We start from the raw sequence: 20366 nt of genomic DNA, 5'->3' as shown, positions 1-20366 counted from the left end.
ACGGTCAATTTTCAAATGCCTCAAAAGTGCCGTCGCTGTAAAATAGAACGATTCGGCGAATTTCCTTCCGGCTATCACCGGCTGCCATTGCCGTGGCCACCTCATCAGAATTACTAAAAAGATCTCTGGCCTGAGGTTGTGACGCAGAAACCTGTTTCTGAGCAACAGGGGCAAGAGCGTTATCTTCTTTCTTCGGAAAACTTCCCTTGCCATTTAGAAGCCAGTATAATTCCACATCGGGAAAAGCACTCACGATCTTCATTACAAAATCCAGACTGGGTTTATTCCTTCCGGAAAGTAAATGGGAAATAGAGGAGCGGCCAACATCGATCTTGTCGGCAAAAGAAGCTGCGGAAAGCTCATGATACTCCATGATCTTGTGGAGCCGTTTTGTAAAATCTTCAGTGTTCACCATTGTAAACAGTTTGAGCGAATAATGTTGTTTACAAAAGTAAAATAATGTTTACAATCCACCAAATTACATTTGTAAACGGATTAATACAGCTTACTTTTTTATTTAAGTAAATGACTACAAATAACTAAAAAACAGAATTTTAAGGAACTTATTTGAGTATGTAGGAATGATTCCATGAGGTGTAGAGCTACCAGTTCTTTATTTGTTTACAATCTGAAACAAAAGTGTATATTATTGTGATTTACAAATGTGAATTATGGATTATTTACTTTTGTAAACATGAAAAAAACCGTTCAAGCCGATACATTTTTGACCCTCTATCCTAATTTTAAAAACTCAGCTATTTCCGGAAGGTTCCTTTCTTGCAATGAACTTTCTCCTCAGCTGGAAAAGCTGAGGGATCATTTTTATATAGAAGAAATCGGAAGATCTTTTTTAAATGTTCCTATACACAGCATAAAAATAGGCACAGGTCCTGTTAAGATCATGGGATGGTCTCAGATGCATGGCAACGAAAGTACAACGACCAAAGCGGTGCTTGACCTTCTAAACCTTTTTAAAAATCATAAGGAGGTGAATGATGTCAAAGAAGTGCTGGAGAAATGTACTTTCCTGGTGATCCCTATGTTAAATCCAGATGGTGCCGTACGCTACACCCGTACAAATGTGAACAAGGTAGATCTTAACCGGGATGCTCAGGAATTAAAAGAAGTGGAAAGCCGGGTGTTGAAGAGGTGTTATGATGATTTTCAACCAGATTTTTGTTTCAACCTCCACGATCAGCGTACCATCTTTAGTGCTGGGGACACTGACAAACCGGCTACAATCTCTTTTCTTACTCCGTCTATGGATCCGGAAAGATCAATAACAGAATCCCGGAAACGCTCCATGAAGATAATTGTGGAAATGAATAAAGTATTGCAGGAGTACCTGCCGGGGATGATTGGGCGCTATGATGACGCTTTTAATATCAATTGCACGGGAGATACCTTTCAAAGCCTGCAAGTGCCAACCATTTTATTTGAAGCCGGTCATTTTCCCAATGACTATTTGAGAGAAGAGACCCGCAAATATATCGGTCTTGCAATATTCACCGGTTTACATTCTATAGCCAATGGAAATTTCAGGTTTTGCGAGGCTGCGGATTATTTTCAAATTCCGGAAAATAAAAAGAATTTTTTTGATATAATTCTAAGAAATGCTGCTGTAAAAGGAGAAAATGTCGATATAGCCATTCAATATGAGGAAAAGGTTAGGGGTAATGAAGTTCATTTTGAACCGGTGGTGCAGACAATGGCTGAAAATCTTTCATATTTCGGTCATAAGGAAATAGATTGTGAAGGGATGGAAGTTAAGGATATTTCAGGAAAAGATATTAACGAAAACGATATAGTCACTCAAATTCTGTTAAATAACGAGAAGTTATCAATAATATCACAGGATATTCCGTAAATATTATTTATAATCTAATCATTTTGTAGTAATTTTGTAGTTCATTTAAAATAGTGGAGAATTTTTGAAAAGACAAAAGATATGGCAAAGTTTAGATTAGATGAGACCGATCACCAGATCCTGAATATGTTGATTGATAATACCAGGACCCCGTTCACCGATATAGCTAAAAAATTGAGTATTTCGGCAGGTACGGTTCACGTGAGGGTGAAGAAAATGGAAGAGGCAGGAATTATACTTGGTTCTTCTCTTACCCTTAATTATGAGAAGCTAGGATATGCGTTCATTGCTTATGTGGGCATATTTCTGCAAAACACTTCTCAGACCAAATTTGTTCTGGAAAGGATCAACGAAATTCCATTTGTGACAGTAGCTCACGTAACTACTGGCAAATTCAATGTTTTCTGCAAGATAAGAGCACGTGATACTCAGCATGCAAAAGAGATCATCTTTCAATTAGATGACATTGAAGGTGTTTACAGAACAGAGACCATGATCTCTCTTGAAGAAAGCATCAATGATAAAAAACGCCTGATGCATTCCATTTTTGAGAATCTGTAGTCTCTCCTAAAATCTTATTAAAAACCCTTTAAACTGCTGTGTTTAAAGGGTTTTTTTATACATTAATATGAGATAGGGGCATTGAGATGAATATAAAACACAAATTAACTTCTTTCTGGAATCTTCTCAAAAGAGCATATTTTAACTGGAACAGGAATGATCCCTGGGCCCGAAGTGCTACCATAGCCTATTACGCCTTGTTCTCATTACCTTCTTTAATGATCATCGTGGTCACCGTTGCAGGATATTTTTTTGGTCGCAAAGCGGTCCAGGGCAGGATCACTACTGAAATAGGAGATTTTATAGGAACAGAGTCAGCCGCGGCTATAGAAAATATGATCGCAAATGCTGCCCTTAATGAAAGTTCCACCCTGGCGGTGATCTTTGGATTGGCCTTCCTCATTTTCGGAGCCACGGGAGTTTTCTTTCAGCTCAAAGCCGCCATGAACAATATCTGGAATGTTACCGCTAAGAAAAACACCGTTAAAAGGATCATTATTAACAGGATCATTTCTTTAGGAATGGTCTTCGTTCTGGGGTTATTGTTGCTGATCTCCTTACTAATCAATACGGTTATCAAAGCATTGAGTGATTATCTCGCTTCTATTGCGCCCATCATCACAACATTTATGATCAATGTGCTGAATTTTCTTATTTCTTTCCTCATCATTACCTCACTCTTCGCCGCCATCTTTAAATGGCTGCCCGATGTGAAACTGCGTTGGAAGACCACTTACCTGGGAGCCATGCTTACCACGGTACTTTTCCTAATAGCCGAATATGTCATTGGCTTCTACTTTGGCCAAAGCAATCCGGGGTCGGTGTATGGAGGGGCATCATCGGTAGTACTTATACTTTTATGGGTCTATTATACCTGCATGATCGTTTTCTTTGGAGCTGAATTCACCGTTCAATATGCGCTGCATCGGCGGGACAGGGTAGAGCCAAACGAGTATGCTGAGCCCGCTATATATCAGGAATTGGAGAGGCTGGAGCAAAAAAGAGGTCAGCTGATAGATGAAAAACGCATCCTGGATACCCTTCAATCCCACACTGAAGAAGATTCTGCTCCTTCAGAAGAAAAAAAGAAGAAAAAATAGCATAGTATTCTTACATCTGCTTCAGAAATCTTTAACGAAGCCCTTGAATATTTTACCGCCTTCTTAATACAACCCCTGAATTATAGTCGGTATATTCTTAGTAGAAATGTTTAACTAAAAAACCTGAATGATGAAGAAGACAATAGCCATCTTGGCCACCAACGGATTTGAAGAAAGCGAATTGACCTCTCCTAAAGAAGCTATGGAAAAGGAGGGTTTTGAAGTGCATATAGTTAGCCCGGAGACCGGAAAGATCAAAGCCTGGAACAAAGGAGACTGGTCAAAGGAATATCCAGTAGATAAGAATGTGAAAGAGGTATCTGCCAAAGATTACAATGCCCTGGTGCTTCCGGGTGGCGTTATCAATCCGGATCACCTGCGAACAGATGAGAATGCCTTAAAATTCGTTCGTGATTTTTTTGAACAGAAAAAACCTGTTGCAGCCATTTGCCACGGCCCGTGGACACTCATAAGTGCCGGAGTAGTGAAGGGCAGGACCATGACTTCTTATAACTCCATTAAGGATGACCTCAAAAATGCTGGAGCGAACTGGGTAGACAAAGAAGTGGTTGTAGATGAAGGTTTCGTGACCAGCCGAAATCCCGGAGATCTTCCTGCTTTTAATTCTAAATTGATCGAGGAGATCAAGGAAGGCAAACATAAAGAGCAGCACGCGTAACATTTAGCTGTTTCATCAAACAAAAAAAGGAACCCAATAAGGGTTCCTTTGCATTTATATGGTTGATTTTATCTAGTCTTCTTCCTCGTCTTCGTTTTCGTCATCGGTCTTTTCTGGAATTTCTACGATTGGCTCATTGAAATCGGCATCATCATAATCGTCTTCATCGTAGTTGGCCATGGTGTTCTCTAGTCTTGTACTCACCTTAACCAGGTAAATGCTGTCTTCAGTTCTCACTTCCACCGCATCTACCGTTTCATTTTTCGCGTTCTTAAATGAAATGATCTGGTCATCATCATACCCGTCAGGATATTTTTCGACTAACAGACTTAGGATCTCCGGAGTAAGTTTTTTGTAATCAACAATGATTCTTTTCATAAGTAATTCTTTGGTCATGCATCAAAGCGAAAATAGTAATTCATTTTTCCGCCGGCGTTAAATTAAATAAAAAATTTAATCTCTTTTTTCTTAACTAGAAACTGCAACTATTTAGTTGTCAAGGTAATACGAAAACGCATCGTAAATGAGTTCGTTCGTTACCTGCCGGTCCATCACCGGTTCTCCAATTCTGCGCAAAAGAACAAAATTAATCTTCCCGGCCTCATTTTTTTTATCAAATTTTAGCAGCTCGATGATCTTTTCCTGGTCCTCTCTTGATATTTCGATCTGCCCGTACATAGAAACTATGGTTTCTTTAATTTCCTGAAGTTTTTCCTGCGGAAAAGATTCTGTTCTGAAGGATAAATATGCGGCGAGAACCATCCCTACGGCCACTGCCTCACCGTGCAATAACTTCTGTTTTTCCGAAGCTTCTAAAAAGTAAGATTCAATGGCATGTCCCAAGGTATGCCCAAAATTCAGACTTTTCCTGAGGTTTTGTTCCGTAGGGTCCTGTTGCACCACATTTTCCTTGATTTCTATGGACTCTTCAATAAGCGAATCCAGATCACTCAGGTCAAGGTTGCTAAGATCTGATAATCTATCCCAGTAATCTTCATTCTGAATTAGTCCATGTTTCAACATTTCAGCAAGTCCGCTGCGCATCTCTGCGGCAGGAAGGGTTTGCAGGAAGGAGGTATCCAAAACCACCATTTCCGGAGGACGAATCACACCTATCTGATTTTTCAAGCCATCAAGGTTCACTCCATTTTTTCCACCAATCGCGGCATCTACCATCCCTAAAAGGGTAGTGGGGAAATGTATGCAGGAAATGCCCCTTTTGAAGGTTGCCGCTACAAATCCTCCAAGATCTGTCACCACGCCGCCGCCTAGATTGATCATGACACTTTTTCTGTCGGCACCCAATTCAGAAAGAACCTGCCAAATTCCGTTGCAGGTTTCAATGGTCTTGTTGGCTTCCCCGGCCTCCATTTCCAAAACCTCGATAGGAATGGAGGTTTCCAACTTCGGAAGAAAGCTGGATAGGCAATGAAGATGAGTGTTTTGGTCCACCAGGATAAAGATCTTTGAGAAGTTTTTTTCCGCAAGAAACAGGTTCAATTGCCGATATCCTTCTTCATTAAAAAATACCCCGTTTTCAAGTTGTGATAGATTCATGCTTTTGTATTAAAAAAGATGCTTTTAAAGGCCGAAAATAAGGAGAATTATTCTAAAAATTTCTTAGTCAATAAGTATCTTTGTGGAACTAATCTACACTCATGATCGTAAAGAAAATTTTCAATGATACTGAGACTGCCTTCAAGCTGAAGACAGATTCAGAACTTAACCGCGCTATCTTTCTTTTTGAGATGATAGACAGGCCTTTACTGGTAAAGGCCGGCACTGCTTTGACCAATGTAGCCCTAAAGATCAACCTTCCGGTAGAAACTCTCATCAAAAAGACGATTTTCAACCAGTTCTGCGGAGGTGTGACCGAGAAAGATTGCATGCCCACCATCAACAAGATGTACTCCAAAAATCTGCATAGCATCCTCGATTATTCCGTAGAAGGAAAGGAGAAGGAAAGCGAGTTTGAAAAGGCTATTGAACGAAAGACGAATATTGTGAAGTTCGTGGCCGATAAAGAAGCTATTCCTTTTGCTGTTTTTAAACCTACGGGAATCGGAAGGTTTGAGATATGGCAAAAAGTTTCTGCCAATGCCAGCCTTACTTTGGAAGAAGAGGAGGAGTGGCAAAGGGTAAAGAACAGGGTCAATAAGATCTGTGAGGCGGCTTACAACAATAATGTAAGGCTTCTCGCCGATGCTGAAGAAAGCTGGATGCAGGATGCGGCCGATGTGCTGATGGAGGAGATGATGTTCAAGTACAACCGTGAAAGAGCAATTATTTACAACACCCTTCAATGTTACCGCTGGGACAGGCTGCAATACCTGAAAGACCTGCACAGCCGTGCTAAAGAACAGGGATTCATAGTAGGAGCAAAGATCGTAAGAGGGGCTTACCTTGAAAAAGAAAATGCCCGCGCCGCGAAAATGGGATATTTATCCCCAATTTGCGAGAATAAGGAAGCAACAGACGTGAATTACAACGGGGCAGTGACCTATTGTCTCGCTCATATAGAAGATATTTCTGTTTTCATTGGCTCGCACAATGAAATGAGTAATTATCTCGCCCTGCAGATCATGGAAGATAAGGGAATCGCTAAAGACGATGACAGGGTGTGGTTCTCTCAATTATTCGGAATGAGCGAGCATATAAGCTATAACCTGGCCGAGGAAGGCTATAATGTAGCCAAACTTGTGCCTTTTGGACCGGTGAAAGAGGTGGTGCCTTATCTTATAAGAAGGGCCGAAGAAAATACTTCTGTGAAAGGTCAAACCGGAAGGGAACTGGCCCTGCTCTATGAAGAGAGAAAAAGAAGAGGTGGTGAAATCATGAAGAGCAACCGGGAGAGTGAATTGGTTAGCTAGGTTCATTTATTTCAGAATAATGGGCTGGAAATTTGAAGGTTCCTGGCCCAAAGGAGTTAAAAAAAGCGTGGTGATCGTGGTGCCGCATACCAGCTGGCACGACTTTTACCTTGGGCTTTTGGTAAGAAGGATACTCGGAGTTGATATAAAATACCTCGCCAAAAAGGAACTTTTTAAGCCGCCTTTTGGCTGGTATTTCAGGTGGATGGGAGGAACCCCTCTGGACAGGACACCGGGACAGAAAAAAGTAGAGGCAATCGCGAATATCTTTAAGGGTAAGGATGAATTCAGGCTGGCCATGTCTCCTGAAGGTACCCGGAAAAAAGTTAAGGACTGGAAAACCGGATTTTATTACATCTCTCTGCTGGCCGATGTGCCTATCGTAATGATAGCTTTTGATTTTGGAAATAAAAAAGTTAAAGTTTCACCCCCTTTATATACGACGGGTGATAAAGACACTGATTTTCAAAAGATCAGGGAGTTCTATAAAGATGTAACGGGTAAGGTACCGCATTACACCTAATAAAAAACCTCTGCTAATTGCAGAGGTTTTTTGGTACTCTTAATTTGCTCTAATACCTGTAAACCGCGTTCATTTTTGAATTTTTCTCGGGCATGAATTCATTTTCAATCAGGTAAACTTTTCCTCCCTGTTCCATAACTTTTACGGCAGCGAGGTTCATCAGCGATAAGTTAGCCGAAGATTGTTCCTCCTGAATGTCAACAGAGGCCATGTTTTCGTTATAGTTACCCCAGATATCTTCCCTGTTCTGCAGAAAGAGCGTATCCACCTTGCCTTCATAAATGGCGGGGATGATCTCACTTACTGAAGTAGAAGTGCGGCCCGGTGTCATTTCCCTGAACTGCACCATTTTTTCTTCCTTTTCCTTGTTAAAATGCGGTTGAAGAACGTTCAATGCAGCCGCGTGCAGGGCCAGCATGTGCTCGTAGTCTGAAGGGTTCCCGGGAACAGGTTCAGAATAAAGCTTTTTATACGTATTGGCTTCCTGGTAAATAGGGAAAAGGTAATCCTGGCAGGCTACCACCAGCGGTACCTTTTCATCTTTCAGTATTTCATGAAGGCCCTTATCTACAGCCCTGAAAAATCGTAAAAATTCGTTCTTTCTGTCTCTTTCTGCAGCGCCCTGTCCATGCATGATCGTGTCTCCGGTAGCAGGATTCTGGGATCTGTATTGAAGCGACTTTTCTTCATAATCATAACCAACCCTGTCTTCAAGACGTGCGGGAACTAGATCTTTGATCTCTACTTTTCCAATGCTGTAAAGGTTCGCTTCATAAAGCTCGACGTTGTCCATTTGCAAGGACAGCAAATAGAACCTGGTATCTCCCGAAAACATCGGAACCAGCGGTTTAAGGTAAAAGTGATCGGCTATATAAGTAAAGGCTTCAAAGTTCACGGGGAGAGTGAATTTCTCCATGAATCCGTCGGCAAGGAAGATCGCTAATCCGTCTGACTGGTGTCTCCAGAAATCCCGGTCTTCAAGAAGGTTTTTCAAAGGTTCTCCAATTTTTTCAATTTTTTCCCTTTCCACTCCCATTTCTTTCAGCTTCTCAGAAGCTTTTTTCCACTGGCTTTTCAATTGGATCCTGTCCTTTTCTTCCAGTACATCTTTCCCTATGCGCTGCGTGGGCAGAAATATGGATATGCAGGGGTTATTATCAAATTTTGCTAAGTTTTCAAATTGTTCTTTCGTGAGAATTGGCATAGTTCATCAATTTTTTTAGGCGGAGATTCAGAAGAAAATCCACCTGATTAATTTGATAGTTAAGTTACTTTAAATGAGAGGATTTACAAAAGCACACCGGGTAAGCCACTCATAATTTTTCCTTAATTAACCTGGAAGTAGCAGTTAATTTTCTCTTAATTGAGCAAAGGCTTCTGCTTACCACCATACCAGGAAGAAACGCCGGTATTCATTGCCGGTTTTCATCCAAATAAGAGGGGATTGTTCTTTTTCCAGCAGGGGCATTATTTGTTCCTGAAGGTCGTCATAAGAGAGCCAGTGGGTATTGTGTTGAGGGAGGATAGGCCAATTTGGTTTTCTTGGCGAAAAGAATGTTTCCCTGCCAAAGCGTGCAGGAGTAAATTCTTTCCTTCGCAACCAACGTCCCTGCACCAGATCATTTGGAAGATCAATTCTTTGGGAGGGATGGTCCCACGGCAGAAAAAAATTGGCTTTAAAGCATATTTTTTGCTCTACTTCTTCAGCCGTTATTCCCAATTTTTCCAGCAAAGGCCGGGTTTCTTCTCTGTACAAAAGAGGGAACTGTTTCTGTTGTAGCCGCTCCAGTTTCAGCAGAAGATTATCCCGGTGATTTGGCCCGGTCCATCGTTCTGCTTCCGAAGCAATTTCGGGATCATACAGGTAATATTTATATACCAACTCAACATGGGAAACCTTTCCTGATCTTTCATTTTTCAGAAGAAAATCAAGCTCGCCCAGGGTTCTCTTTTCATGGATGATCTGTTCATTATGAGCAATGATCTTTTCTTCGGAAAAATGCCTGACGTAAAAGTGGAAAAACCGCTCCATTCGTTTTCCCAGGACCATGGTAGGAGGAAAGTGAAGTTCTACAGGCATTTTTTGAAGATCGATATTTCTCACCTCAAACGGGCTATATGGAAAAGGGCCTGCCATTTCCCATATTTGCGGAGTATTCAAAAATCCGGAGAACTGATGCAGGAGGGCCTTTTCCATCATTTAGCCTGTCTTTTCCTCTTTGCTCAAAAGATAACCAAAGGGATGTAAAGAATGCACATTTAAGAAGATAATATTTACGATGGCTAGCAGCGGAATGGCCAGGATCATTCCTATAAGCCCCCACACCAGGTTTCCTGTCACTACTACCAGGATGGTAATGAACGGATGCAGGTCTACTTTATCTCCAACAATATAGGGCTGTAAAATGTAACTTTCTACAAATTGGCCAATGAAAAAAGTAAGACTTATACCGATAAGCACTCCCGGATTTCCAGAAACCAGATAGCCAAAGATCATAGCCATACCAAAACCGATGACATTTCCTACGTATGGAATTATGCTGAAGACAGCCGCCAGAACACTTACAAGAATAAAATTGCTTACCCCCGAAAGCCCCAATCCTATTGCATAAAATACCGACAGGAATCCAATAAGGATCAATTTTCCAATTAAATACTGCTGTATCACGTTTGCCGATTTGAGAATAACATTTTGAAGTCGTTGCCTATCTTCATCTGGAAACAGCCGCAGCAGGAATTTTCTAAAGTGCTGACGATAGTTTAGCATAAAAAAGATGTAAATGAAGGTAAGCAGGTAATTTCCAAAAAAGCTCATTGCTTTGCTAAAGAAGGAAGCTGCTTTTTTACCCGGTTGAGAACCGGTGCTTAAAAAAGGTACAGAAAGCCCTCCCTTGGAAGATTCTTCCAGGTCCTTTTGTGAAAGAGGAGTGTGTTCAAAAACAAAATCTTTTAGCTTCTCTATTTTTGGTTTCATGGTTTCCTTGATCTTTGGCCAGTCATCTACAAGATTTTTGACCTGCATGGAAAAGAGAGCAAAAAAGCCTAAAGAAATAAGAAATATAAAGATAGTATTGACGATAGAAGCCCAGCTTCTGTTGAAAAAACTTTTTTCCATCTTTCGGCTCAAGGGGTAAACCAGTAAAGCTAAGACCAGTGCAACAGTGAATGGAGCCAGAAAAGGTTTCGTCTCTATTAGTCCTGCAAACAAAAAGTATAAGAAAAGAACAGAAAGGGTAGAGTAGTACAGAATTCTTTTACCTGATACCATATCACATTTTTTGGTTGTAAGTGAAGATACGAAACCACAAGCCAAAAGTTTTTAACTAAAAGTTAAAGCGGTTGGTCCGAAGGTCAAGAACAAGGGCAGAATTCCGCTTTTCAGGCTGAAATGTCATAGATTTGAGAAAAATTTTTCTTGCAACCACAACGTTATTACTATCTCATTGAAATTCAGTATCTGGGATACCGCCTTCACGGCTGGCAACGGCAACCGGGTTTTAAGACCGTGGAAGGCCTGGTAAAAAAAACGCTCAAATTTGTCCTGGGGGAGACCCGCTTTAAGGTTCTGGGTGCCAGTAGAACAGATGCCATGGTTTCTGCTCATCAAGCCGCCTTTGAGCTTTTCATTGATCATGAACCTTTGAATAATATGGCCGATTTCCTGGTGCTTTTCAATAACAACCTGCCGCAGGATATTAGGGCTTTGAGCATCAAACAGGTAGACGCTAAATTTAACATCATTCAGCACCCCAAGAAGAAGGAATATATTTACCTTTTTGCCCATGGAAAGAAGAGTCATCCATTTGCAGCGCCTTTGCTCGCCACTTTTCATGAAAAGCTTGATGTGGAGATGATGATGGCCGCGGCTAACTTTTTTGAAGGAACCCATTCCTTCCATAACTATTGTACCAAACCCAGCGAACATACCATTGTTGAACGAAAAATTGATCTTTGCCGCATTGAGCCAAATGAAGAGATCACTGCCAGTTTTTTTCCAGACAGGTCCTATCTTTTGAGGATTCAGGGCTCAGGATTTCTGCGGAATCAGATCAGATTGATGATGGGCGCTCTGGTTAGGGTAGGAAACGGGGAACTGTCACTAGAGGATATTCGAAAAAGCCTTTCGCCGGAAGTAAAAAGGCCTATGAGCTTTATTGCACCGGGCAGCGGACTCATCCTGAACAAGGTACATTTTCCCTAGATCAAGAGTTTTCTTCCTTTTTCAGTATGCTCAAAGCCAGTTTAATGCTGGTATAATCAATCGCTTCCTGAAAGTGTTCAAAATACGCCTTTAGAGTTGCCGGATCATCCAATACTTCCTTTGCTTTTTTTACCGCCACAAGATCTGCTTTTGAAACGAACCGACGCAGGTCTACAGCTTCCCCTTTTTCATACAGGGTTACCAGGTGAGAATAGACCGTAGTGGGTGAAAGCTTTCTCTTTTTTGAGATTTCTTCAACACTATGGCCTTCTTTGTAAAGTTCAAAAGTGGCCTTGTAAGTATTTCCCTTTTTGCGGGGCTTCTTTTCTCGTTTCTCTTTGCTGAAGGCGATGATCTCCTTGATGAAGTTATACCCGTAATTCTGAAGTTTTTGTCTTCCAACCCCGTTGATCTGCATGAATTCCTCATCGGTCATGGGGCGGTGTTTTTCCATCTCCTTCAAAGTGGCATCGTTAAAAATGAGGTAAGGCGGAATATCTTCTTCCCTTGCAAGTTTAAGCCTCAACTGCCGTAGCTTTTCAAAAAGGGTATTTTCTGAGTTCTTTTCAGCAACCACCGGTTCTTTTGCGGCCTCCCTTTGTATAACATGAGCGAGCCTCACTTTTTCCTTTTCAAAAAGAACTTTTTTAGCCAGCGGGGTTAACCGAAGTTTGTTCTGGTCGTGAAAAGCGATCTCCACATACCCAAGGTTAATTAGCTGAATAAGATACTGCTGCCAGTCCCTCCAGGATACATCTGTGGCAATTCCGAAGGTTTTGAGCTGCTGATATCCTTTTTCCAGGACCTGGGCATTGTGAGCTCCTCGCAACACATCAATGACCAAAGAAATAGATTCCTGGCCTTTTAACCTGAAAATGGTAGAAAGTGCCTTTTGAGTCAGGATGGTCCCGTCAAAAAATTCGGGCGGATTTTTACATACATCGCAGTTGCCACAGTCTTCAGAGATCAGCTCTCCAAAATAGCTTAGCAGGATCTTTCTGCGGCAGCTCAGGGCATCGGCATATTGCTTCATCCTGTCCAGTTTGGCCATCTGTACCTCACTGTTTCCTGAATTAACAGCGAATTTCCGCAGCTGCACCACATCGGCATAACTATGAAAAAGCAGGGTAGAAGAGGGCAGCCCGTCCCGTCCGGCGCGGCCAATTTCCTGGTAATATCCCTCCAGGTTCTTAGGAAGGTTATAATGGATCACCCAGCGCACATTTGATTTATCGATCCCCATTCCGAAGGCGACAGTAGCACAGATGATCTGGTTCTTATCCTGAATGAAATCTTCCTGAATTTTTATCCGGTCACTGTGGGAGAGGCCGGCATGATAGGCTTCGGCGTCGAAGCCTTTGCTCTTGAGCTTTACAGCAAGCTCTTCGGTATTTTTTCGGCTTAGACAGTAAATGATCCCGCTTTGATCTGGCCGTTTTTTCAGAAAGGCAATGATCTGGTCCAGCTTTTTATTGCCCGGCCGTACTTCGAGGCTCAGGTTCTTCCTGTCAAAAGAGGCTATGAATTGTTTTGCCGCCGGAATATTGAGCTGGTCACAAATGTCTTTTCGGGTAGCTTTATCGGCTGTGGCGGTAAGAGCGATAATGGGAGTTTCTGGATGCCGGCTTTTGAGGTATCCAAGCTGGGTATAGGCCGGCCTGAAGTCGTGGCCCCAGCTGGAGATGCAATGTGCTTCATCAATGGCAATCAAACTTATCTTTCCCGAAGAAAATACGGCGTCTATGTACTGCAGACTTTCAGGCGCGACATACAGCAATTTGATCTCGTTCTTTGAGATCCTGGAAAAGATCTCCTGTTGCACATCTTCTGCCTGGCTGCTGTTTAGAAAGGCCGCGGAAATGCCGTTAGCGGTTAATCCGTCAACCTGGTCCTTCATCAGGGCGATCAGGGGAGAGATCACTAAAGTGACTCCGGGCAGGAGAGTAGCCGGAAGCTGGTAACAAATAGATTTTCCGCCACCTGTAGGCATGATCACCATGTTATCATTACCCGCAAAGACCGAATCGATGATCTGCCTCTGTAATGGCCTGAAGGTGTCATAACCAAAATATTCCTTTAAAGCGCCCAGTAAATCTTTTTCCTCCACCATTTTGCAAAGGAAAACAAAGCTGTCGCAATTCACAACCCCTAAGGGGGTTCTCCATAAGATGTTTTATTCTTACATTTATCATAAATCAAGCAATACATGGCAAAGCACAGAAGGTATTTTTTAAAAAGGCCAAAATCCACTACTTCTCTTAACCAGGCACCCGGAACGGTGACCTATGTGGGCCGTAAGGAAAAGGCCGAAACCACCCTGGAAGTCATTGATTACAACGCTGATTTTTACGAGAGGTATATTTCTACAACTCCCGAAGACGCTTTTAAATTCGAAGAAGAGGACAGGGTTACCTGGTTCAACCTGGACGGGTTAAGCAATACAACCGAAATCGAAAAAGTAGGGAAGTATTATGAGCTTCACCCGCTGATCATTGAGGACATTGTGAATACGAACCAGCGGCCAAAAATAGACGAGCATAAGGATTATTATTACATAGTGGCTAAAATGTTGTACAGGAGAGCTGATGGGCACCTGGAAAATGAACATATCAGTATGGTACTTGGAAAGAATTACGTCCTCACTTTCCAGGAAGCCGGGGGAGATGTTTTTGACGGAGTCAGGGAGAGGCTGGCCAAAGGAAAAGGAAGAATTCGAAGCAGGGGAGCAGATTATCTTGTATTTGCGCTTCTTGATGCCATTGTAGATCATTACTTCATCGTGGTAGATGAAATAAGTGACAGGATAGAGGCCCTGGAAGAAATGCTCATCACCGCCGAACCGCATAAAGATACCACCCTAGAAATTCAGGAACTAAAAAGGACCATGTTACGGATCCGTAGGGCAGTTTTTCCGCTTCGGGAGGTGGTAAGCCGACTTGAAAAAGGCAATCAGGGACTGATCCATGAAAATACCATTAATTACATCAGGGATCTCTACGACCATATGATACAGGTTTCCGAAAATATCGAGATCTATCGGGAAATGACCTGGGGCCTTATGGACATGTATATGACCACCATTAGTCACAAGATGAACGAGGTGATGAAGGTGCTTACCATCATGGCTTCTATTTTCATTCCTCTTACCTTTTTGGCCGGCGTGTATGGGATGAACTTTGAAAACATGCCCGAGCTGGAATGGAAATACGGCTATCCTGCCGTGTGGCTGGTCATGCTGGTGCTTTTCATAGGTATGATGCTCTACTTTAAAAGAAAACGCTGGTTATGATCGTTCCCTCGCCCAGAATTTGTCATTCCAGGAGTCAGGATCTGGAGTTTTGATCTCTTCCTCCTTGTTCTTAAGATCTTCGAGTTTTTCTTCGGAAACTTCCTGCTGTATCTCGCTGAAAAGAACCCTTTCTTCAAACCTGATATGTTCTTCCAGTTCTTTTTCAATATCTGAAAGCGATTTTTCAAGATTGTGTTCTTCTGTGAAAAGCTGTTTTAACCGATGGTGATCTGTCTCTGCTTTTTTCACCATAGGATGATCTTTTCCAAGTAAGCTGAAGATCTCATTTTCTTCGAACCTGAAGTGAGGCTTCAATTGTGAATTAAAAAAGAAATCGGTGTAGGCTTTGATCCTTTCCGGCGCGATGTCCTTTTTCTTTCCTTCTCTTATTTTCCAACAGAGCAACAAGCCGTGGTGATGGTCTTTGCTCAATGGTTTTAATGCTTCGTGTCTTTTTAAAGGATGATTCATTTTTGCTCGTATTGATATGCTTCAAAGTTAAAATACTGGCTACGACCATTATATGATCTGTATCATGATTTCTTACTGCAGTTGAATTGAGTATCAAGATTTTATCTTTTTTTTAATATGACAAATCCATTCCAATCCTTTAATCCTTTATAATTTAGAAGAATAGCTCCTAAAATGACCAACTAAACATTTCATTTTAATGAAAATAGGATTTCACGCATCACACGAACAATTTCCGCCAAGTCAGCTTTTAAACCTGGTGCAGCAAGCCGAACAGGCCGGCTTTGAAGCAGTACTTTCTTCAGATCATTTTCATCCCTGGAGCAATCTACAGGGAGAAAGCGGCTTTGCCTGGAGTTGGCTTGGCGCTGCCATGCATGCTACTTCCCTGGAATTCGGTATTGTGAACGCCCCAGGGCAGAGGTATCATCCTGCGATAATAGCGCAGGCAGTGGCTACCCTGGATGAAATGTTTCCTGGAAGGTTCTTTCTCTGCTCGGGTAGCGGGCAGGCACTTAATGAGAATATAACCGGCGAGAAATGGCCTTCAAAAGATATTCGTAATGCCCGTCTTAAAGAATCGGTGGACGTTATGCGGCAGTTATGGACGGGAGAGTACACTACCCATCACGGGATCATAAAAGTGGAAAAAGCCAAATTATTCACTCCGCCTAAAACCGTGCCCACCGTATATGGAGCGGCCATTACAGAAAAGACTGCCCGATGGCTTTCCTCCTGGGCAGACGGACTCATCACCATCTCAAAACCCCTGGAAGATCTTGAAAAAATGGTACGGGCTTTTAGAGGGGGAAAGGGAGACGATAAACCAATGGCCCTAAAAGTGCAGATCTCTTATGCCGCCTCTAAAGAAGAGGCATTGCAAGGGGCCTGGGAACAGTGGAAGAACAACATCTTTCCCAGTAAATTAATTTCTGAGATCAATAATCCTGAACAGTTCGATGCCCTGGGAGAAAAGGTAAGGCCAGAGGATCTTGAAAAGCACGTGTTGATCAGCAATGAGGCTTCTTATTTTATTGAAAAAATAAAAGCTTATAAAGATCTGGGGTTTGAAAAGATCATCATTCATAATGTCAATAACGGGCAGGAGGATTACATAAGGTTCTTCGGAAAAGAGGTTTTACCTTCTTTAAATAATTGATCTCCTATGAACAAGTTCTGGTACAAAAATGCGATCTTTTATTCCCTCGATGTGGAGACTTTTAAAGACTCCAATGATGATGGTACGGGAGATTTTGAAGGGCTCAGGAACGGTCTTTCCTATCTTTCCAGCCTTGGAGTGACCTGCCTCTGGTTATTGCCTATTTTTGACACCCCCAACCGGGACAATGGATATGATGTTCGGGATTACTATAAGATCGATCCGCGGCTGGGTGATCTGGGACATTTTGCACAGCTTTTGGATGCTGCCGAGGAAGAAGGGATGCGAGTGATCATCGACCTTTCTGTGAACCATACTTCTATCGAACACTTCTGGTTCCAGGAGGCCCGAAAGGACAAAAAATCCAGATACCGGGATTACTATATATGGGTAGACGAAAAGCCCGAAGATCCGGAGCCCAATATGATGGCCGGTGACGGGGAAAGCGGGTCCAGCTGGAAGTATGACCGTAAGGCTAAAGCCTATTATTACCACTCCTTTTACCCGCATCAGCCAGATCTAAATCTATCCAATCCCGATGTGCAAAAGGAGATCTTCAGGATCATGCATTTCTGGTTAAAGCTGGGTGTATCAGGTTTTCGAATAGATGCGGCCCCGCACATGTTCAAGGAAAAAGGACGAATGGATTTTGATGGTGATCCGCACGAGATCTTTAGAAATTTCAGAGAATTCGTGGAAACTCAAAAACCCGATGCCATTCTTCTGGCAGAGGTAGACCTTGACCCGAATGACTATAATAAATTTCTAGGAAATGAAGACCAGATGCACATGCTCTTCAATTTTTACGTTAATAATTTTATCTATCTGGCATTTGCCCGTGAAGAAGCCACTCCTTTGGCCAAAGCTATGGAGAGAATGCCCGAAAGCATTACTGAAAAAGAACAGCTGGCCATTTTCCTTAGAAATCACGATGAATTAAATTTAGACAAACTAAAGAAGAATGAAAGGGAAGAGGTTTTTAAAGCCTTCGCTCCCAAGGAAAACATGCGAATTTTTGGAAGGGGAATCAGGAGAAGACTGGCTTCCATACTGGGAAATGATCGCAAAAAAATGGAGCTCGCGCACAGCCTTCTTTTTACCCTCCCGGGTACTCCCGTATTGAGATACGGTGAGGAAATAGGTATGGGTGAGGACCTTTCCATGGAAGGCCGCTCCAGTGTTAGAACTGTTATGCAGTGGTCAAGTGAAAAGAACGGCGGATTTTCAAATGCTCCTAAAGCGAAGCTTATTAGGAATGTGATCTCAGGTGGAGAATTTGGGTATGAAAAAGTAAATGTAAGCGACCAGCACAGGGATCCCGATTCTTTTCTCAACTGGATCTCAAAGGCTATTGATTACCGGAAGGAATTTCCGGAGTTTGGGTGGGGCAGGTGTCGAATTATTGATACCGCTAATCCTAAAGTTCTGGGCTACTTTACCAAGTCTGATAAAGGAATAGGAATAGCCTTTCACAATTTTTCAGACAAGGAAATGACCGTAGAATTTCAGCTGGAAGGAGAGAAGGATCTCAAGAATATCATAGATATCTTCGGAAACATGAGGTATGATCCTTTCGATCCTGAAAAAGGAGAAATTACCCTTACCCCATACGGCTACCGCTGGTTGCACAAAAGAAAAATGTACTTATGAAAGAAAAGGAATATTTGTGGTGGCAAAAAGATATTATTTACCAGGTCTATCCCCGTTCTTTTATGGACAGTGACGGGGATGGGATTGGGGATCTAAACGGGATCATCAGTAAACTGGATTATTTAAAGGATCTGGGAATTAAGGGTGTGTGGATCTCTCCCATTTTTCCGTCTCCCATGGCCGATTTTGGGTATGATGTAAGCGATTACACCGGAATACATTCCATGTTCGGTACCATGCAGGATTTTGACCTTTTGACAAAGGAGATCCATAACAGGAATATGAAACTCATCCTGGACCTGGTTCCTAATCACTCCTCCAATGAACATCAATGGTTCAGGGAATCCAGGAGGTCGAAAGATGATCCGAAGAGAGACTGGTATATTTGGAAAGATCCTGCTCCAGACGGTGGTCCTCCCAATAACTGGCTTAGCGTATTTGGTGGCAGTGCGTGGGAATACGATGAACAAACAGGACAGTATTATTATCATGCCTTTCTCAAAGAGCAACCCGACCTGAACTGGCGTAATCCTGAAGTTCAAAAAGCCATTTTTGATGCAATGCGCTTTTGGCTGAAGAAAGGAGTGGATGGTTTTAGAGTAGATGTGATGTGGCATATGATCAAAGATGAAAAGCTACGTGATAATCCGCCTAACCCCGATTATAATGAGAAAATGAACTCATACAGCCGTCATATTCCGGCATATTCCACAGATCAGGATGAAGTGCATGATATAGTCCGGAAAATGAGAAAAGTGGTTGATGAGTTCGATGACCGCTTGTTGATCGGGGAGATCTATTTACCCATCAGCAAACTGGTAAGGTATTACGGAGAAGACAATCAGGGTGCGCATTTGCCATTTAATTTTCAGTTGCTGGAATTACCCTGGGAAGCAAAAAAGATCGAAGCGGCCATTAATGATTACGAAGGCGCTTTGCCAGATGAAGGCTGGCCTAACTGGGTTTTGGGCAACCACGACAAATCCCGGGTCGCCACCAGGGTGGGTAAGGAACAGGCAAGGATCGCCGCCATGTTGTTGCTAACCCTTCGGGGAACTCCTACTATTTACTACGGAGATGAACTGGGCATGGAAGACGTGAACATTCCCGAGAATAAAATTAAGGATCCACAGGCTCTGAACGAACCCGGAGTAGGTAAAAGCCGTGATCCCGAACGCACCCCCATGCAGTGGGATGATACCAGGAACGCCGGATTTACCACCGGAGAACCCTGGCTGCCATTAATGGAGAACTACCAAGAGCTTAACGTGACAGAACAGTGGGAGAAAAAAGGAAGTATGCTGCATTTTCAGCGCAGGCTCATAAACCTTCGGAACGGCGAACCGGCATTACATATAGGGGATCATATTCCGGTCTACACTGAAAACAACCTGCTTTCTTACATGAGAAAGTACAAGGATAGGAAATATTTAATGGTCCTGAACCTTAGTGATTCCGAAGAAAATTTCAAACCTGATTTTAACTGGAGAGGAAAAGTGAGAATCGCCACCCAGCCTGAAATGGAAGGAGAGGAGCTGGGAGGAGAATTGCAGGTTAAGGGTAACCTGGGCCTGGTGATAGAACTGGATTAAATACTTGAAAAAAACAACAACTATGAAAACATTTGGAAAAAAAGCCTGGATCATTGCCGAAGGTTATATCCCTGAATATGGAACGGGCCCAGAACCTGAGTTCACGAGCCACGAAACTGCTTGCATCCTTAATACCTCAAATCAAAAAGCGGATATCGAGATCACAATTTTTTATTCAGATAAAGATCCCGTGGGGCCGTACAAAGTTACTGTTGAGGCACAGCGAACCAAACATCTCAGGTTTAATGATTTGCAGGATCCGGAGCCTATTCCAAGGGGTACAGATTATGCCTGTGTGATCGAGTCTAACATTCCTGTGGTGGTACAGCACACCAGGCTAGACTCAAGGCAGGCTGAAAATGCCTTGTTGAGCACTATAGCTTATTCTGAATAGTCTATGGAGG

General features: G+C 42.5%; 20 protein-coding genes. 12 read left to right on the top strand and 8 right to left on the bottom strand.

Going from position 1 to position 20366, the window contains the following annotated elements; all coding sequences use genetic code 11:
• Nucleotides 1-4: 4 nt before the first annotated feature.
• Nucleotides 5-415: a helix-turn-helix domain-containing protein gene (locus BLS64_RS07035; protein ID WP_093112792.1), complete on the bottom strand. Its 411-nt coding sequence runs from the start codon at nucleotides 413-415 to the stop codon at nucleotides 5-7.
• A gap of 279 nt (nucleotides 416-694) precedes the next feature.
• On the opposite strand from BLS64_RS07035, the gene BLS64_RS07030 reads away from it, so the two are divergent.
• The 4 genes from BLS64_RS07030 (at nucleotide 695) to BLS64_RS07015 (ending at nucleotide 4207) form a co-directional block, all read left to right on the top strand.
• Nucleotides 695-1867: a M14 family zinc carboxypeptidase gene (locus BLS64_RS07030; protein WP_093112791.1), complete on the top strand. Its 1173-nt coding sequence runs from the start codon at nucleotides 695-697 to the stop codon at nucleotides 1865-1867.
• An 81-nt stretch (nucleotides 1868-1948) separates the two neighbouring features.
• Nucleotides 1949-2428 carry an Lrp/AsnC family transcriptional regulator gene (locus BLS64_RS07025; protein ID WP_093112790.1) on the top strand — a complete coding sequence of 160 codons (480 nt, stop codon included), beginning with the start codon at nucleotides 1949-1951 and terminating at the stop codon, nucleotides 2426-2428.
• 86 nt (nucleotides 2429-2514) lie between these two features.
• Nucleotides 2515-3528 carry a YihY/virulence factor BrkB family protein gene (locus BLS64_RS07020; protein ID WP_093112789.1) on the top strand — a complete coding sequence of 338 codons (1014 nt, stop codon included), beginning with the start codon at nucleotides 2515-2517 and terminating at the stop codon, nucleotides 3526-3528.
• Between the two features lie 130 nt (nucleotides 3529-3658).
• Nucleotides 3659-4207 (top strand): type 1 glutamine amidotransferase domain-containing protein, encoded by a 549-nt coding sequence (locus BLS64_RS07015; protein WP_093112961.1) that lies wholly within the window; start codon nucleotides 3659-3661, stop codon nucleotides 4205-4207.
• A 72-nt stretch (nucleotides 4208-4279) separates the two neighbouring features.
• Here BLS64_RS07015 and BLS64_RS07010 read toward each other — a convergent pair whose 3' ends face one another.
• Entirely contained in the window at nucleotides 4280-4585 is a 306-nt protein-coding gene (locus BLS64_RS07010; protein ID WP_093112960.1) for a hypothetical protein, read from the bottom strand.
• A gap of 111 nt (nucleotides 4586-4696) precedes the next feature.
• Nucleotides 4697-5764, bottom strand: coding sequence for a 3-dehydroquinate synthase (gene aroB / locus BLS64_RS07005; protein ID WP_093112788.1), 1068 nt, complete (start codon nucleotides 5762-5764; stop codon nucleotides 4697-4699).
• A 101-nt stretch (nucleotides 5765-5865) separates the two neighbouring features.
• Here aroB and BLS64_RS07000 point away from each other — a divergent pair, with 101 nt between their 5' ends.
• The gene (locus BLS64_RS07000; RefSeq protein ID WP_093112787.1) at nucleotides 5866-7077 is read left to right on the top strand and encodes a proline dehydrogenase family protein; all 1212 of its coding nucleotides are present in this window, start codon (nucleotides 5866-5868) and stop codon (nucleotides 7075-7077) included.
• Nucleotides 7078-7096: 19 nt separating this feature from the next.
• Nucleotides 7097-7600, top strand: coding sequence for a 1-acyl-sn-glycerol-3-phosphate acyltransferase (locus BLS64_RS06995; protein WP_245693388.1), 504 nt, complete (start codon nucleotides 7097-7099; stop codon nucleotides 7598-7600).
• Between the two features lie 49 nt (nucleotides 7601-7649).
• On the opposite strand, the gene BLS64_RS06990 is transcribed toward BLS64_RS06995, so the two are convergent.
• The 3 genes from BLS64_RS06990 to BLS64_RS06980 form a co-directional block, all read right to left on the bottom strand.
• A complete protein-coding gene (locus BLS64_RS06990; RefSeq protein ID WP_093112785.1) occupies nucleotides 7650-8804 on the bottom strand; it encodes a baeRF7 domain-containing protein in 1155 nt (384 codons plus the stop codon).
• Nucleotides 8805-8981: 177 nt separating this feature from the next.
• Nucleotides 8982-9800 (bottom strand): DUF1853 family protein, encoded by an 819-nt coding sequence (locus BLS64_RS06985; RefSeq protein ID WP_093112784.1) that lies wholly within the window; start codon nucleotides 9798-9800, stop codon nucleotides 8982-8984.
• Entirely contained in the window at nucleotides 9801-10868 is a 1068-nt protein-coding gene (locus BLS64_RS06980) for an AI-2E family transporter (RefSeq protein WP_093112783.1), read from the bottom strand.
• 147 nt (nucleotides 10869-11015) lie between these two features.
• Between BLS64_RS06980 and BLS64_RS06975 the strand changes: the two genes are divergently transcribed.
• Nucleotides 11016-11801, top strand: a complete 786-nt coding sequence (locus BLS64_RS06975; RefSeq protein WP_093112782.1) for a tRNA pseudouridine synthase A — start codon at nucleotides 11016-11018, stop codon at nucleotides 11799-11801.
• Between the two features lies 1 nt (nucleotide 11802).
• Here BLS64_RS06975 and recQ read toward each other — a convergent pair whose 3' ends face one another.
• Nucleotides 11803-13911, bottom strand: coding sequence for a DNA helicase RecQ (recQ, locus tag BLS64_RS06970; protein WP_093112781.1), 2109 nt, complete (start codon nucleotides 13909-13911; stop codon nucleotides 11803-11805).
• A 96-nt stretch (nucleotides 13912-14007) separates the two neighbouring features.
• On the opposite strand from recQ, the gene corA reads away from it, so the two are divergent.
• Nucleotides 14008-15090 (top strand): magnesium/cobalt transporter CorA, encoded by a 1083-nt coding sequence (gene corA, locus BLS64_RS06965; protein ID WP_093112780.1) that lies wholly within the window; start codon nucleotides 14008-14010, stop codon nucleotides 15088-15090.
• Here the strand turns inward: corA and BLS64_RS06960 are convergent.
• Nucleotides 15085-15561 carry a cation-binding protein gene (locus BLS64_RS06960; protein WP_093112779.1) on the bottom strand — a complete coding sequence of 159 codons (477 nt, stop codon included), beginning with the start codon at nucleotides 15559-15561 and terminating at the stop codon, nucleotides 15085-15087. The two genes, corA and BLS64_RS06960, sit on opposite strands and share 6 nt — an antisense overlap.
• 199 nt (nucleotides 15562-15760) lie before the next feature.
• On the opposite strand from BLS64_RS06960, the gene BLS64_RS06955 reads away from it, so the two are divergent.
• The 4 genes from BLS64_RS06955 to BLS64_RS06940 are packed head-to-tail and all read left to right on the top strand — an operon-like array spanning nucleotide 15761 to nucleotide 20356.
• On the top strand, nucleotides 15761-16720 hold the full coding sequence (locus BLS64_RS06955; protein ID WP_093112778.1) for a TIGR03885 family FMN-dependent LLM class oxidoreductase: 960 nt from the start codon (nucleotides 15761-15763) through the stop codon (nucleotides 16718-16720).
• Between the two features lie 6 nt (nucleotides 16721-16726).
• On the top strand, nucleotides 16727-18370 hold the full coding sequence (locus tag BLS64_RS06950; RefSeq protein WP_093112777.1) for an alpha-amylase family protein: 1644 nt from the start codon (nucleotides 16727-16729) through the stop codon (nucleotides 18368-18370).
• Nucleotides 18367-19962, top strand: a complete 1596-nt coding sequence (locus BLS64_RS06945; RefSeq protein WP_093112776.1) for an alpha-amylase family glycosyl hydrolase — start codon at nucleotides 18367-18369, stop codon at nucleotides 19960-19962. The genes BLS64_RS06950 and BLS64_RS06945 overlap by 4 nt, the downstream gene beginning before the upstream one ends.
• 22 nt (nucleotides 19963-19984) lie before the next feature.
• Nucleotides 19985-20356 (top strand): sensory rhodopsin transducer, encoded by a 372-nt coding sequence (locus BLS64_RS06940; RefSeq protein WP_093112775.1) that lies wholly within the window; start codon nucleotides 19985-19987, stop codon nucleotides 20354-20356.
• The last annotated feature ends 10 nt before the right edge of the window (nucleotides 20357-20366 follow it).

The sequence above is a fragment of the Salinimicrobium catena genome, assembly GCF_900102915.1.
In the GTDB taxonomy this organism is placed as follows: Bacteria; Bacteroidota; Bacteroidia; order Flavobacteriales; family Flavobacteriaceae; genus Salinimicrobium; species Salinimicrobium catena.
Note: the sequence above shows the minus strand (reverse complement) of the source record. Positions and strands in the feature narration are given on the sequence as shown.

Coding starts and splice junctions, on each gene's coding strand:
- BLS64_RS06950 (WP_093112777.1), top strand. CDS start 16,727: ATGAACAAGTTCTGGTACAAAAATGCGATCTTTTATTCCCTCGATGTG.
- BLS64_RS06995 (WP_245693388.1), top strand. CDS start 7,097: ATGGGCTGGAAATTTGAAGGTTCCTGGCCCAAAGGAGTTAAAAAAAGC.
- BLS64_RS06980 (WP_093112783.1), bottom strand. CDS start 10,868: ATGGTATCAGGTAAAAGAATTCTGTACTACTCTACCCTTTCTGTTCTT.
- BLS64_RS07030 (WP_093112791.1), top strand. CDS start 695: ATGAAAAAAACCGTTCAAGCCGATACATTTTTGACCCTCTATCCTAAT.
- BLS64_RS06985 (WP_093112784.1), bottom strand. CDS start 9,800: ATGATGGAAAAGGCCCTCCTGCATCAGTTCTCCGGATTTTTGAATACT.
- recQ (WP_093112781.1), bottom strand. CDS start 13,911: ATGGTGGAGGAAAAAGATTTACTGGGCGCTTTAAAGGAATATTTTGGT.
- BLS64_RS07035 (WP_093112792.1), bottom strand. CDS start 415: ATGGTGAACACTGAAGATTTTACAAAACGGCTCCACAAGATCATGGAG.
- corA (WP_093112780.1), top strand. CDS start 14,008: ATGGCAAAGCACAGAAGGTATTTTTTAAAAAGGCCAAAATCCACTACT.
- BLS64_RS07015 (WP_093112961.1), top strand. CDS start 3,659: ATGAAGAAGACAATAGCCATCTTGGCCACCAACGGATTTGAAGAAAGC.
- BLS64_RS07025 (WP_093112790.1), top strand. CDS start 1,949: ATGGCAAAGTTTAGATTAGATGAGACCGATCACCAGATCCTGAATATG.
- aroB (WP_093112788.1), bottom strand. CDS start 5,764: ATGAATCTATCACAACTTGAAAACGGGGTATTTTTTAATGAAGAAGGA.
- BLS64_RS06945 (WP_093112776.1), top strand. CDS start 18,367: ATGAAAGAAAAGGAATATTTGTGGTGGCAAAAAGATATTATTTACCAG.
- BLS64_RS07000 (WP_093112787.1), top strand. CDS start 5,866: ATGATCGTAAAGAAAATTTTCAATGATACTGAGACTGCCTTCAAGCTG.
- BLS64_RS06990 (WP_093112785.1), bottom strand. CDS start 8,804: ATGCCAATTCTCACGAAAGAACAATTTGAAAACTTAGCAAAATTTGAT.
- BLS64_RS06955 (WP_093112778.1), top strand. CDS start 15,761: ATGAAAATAGGATTTCACGCATCACACGAACAATTTCCGCCAAGTCAG.
- BLS64_RS06940 (WP_093112775.1), top strand. CDS start 19,985: ATGAAAACATTTGGAAAAAAAGCCTGGATCATTGCCGAAGGTTATATC.
- BLS64_RS07020 (WP_093112789.1), top strand. CDS start 2,515: ATGAATATAAAACACAAATTAACTTCTTTCTGGAATCTTCTCAAAAGA.
- BLS64_RS07010 (WP_093112960.1), bottom strand. CDS start 4,585: ATGAAAAGAATCATTGTTGATTACAAAAAACTTACTCCGGAGATCCTA.
- BLS64_RS06960 (WP_093112779.1), bottom strand. CDS start 15,561: ATGAATCATCCTTTAAAAAGACACGAAGCATTAAAACCATTGAGCAAA.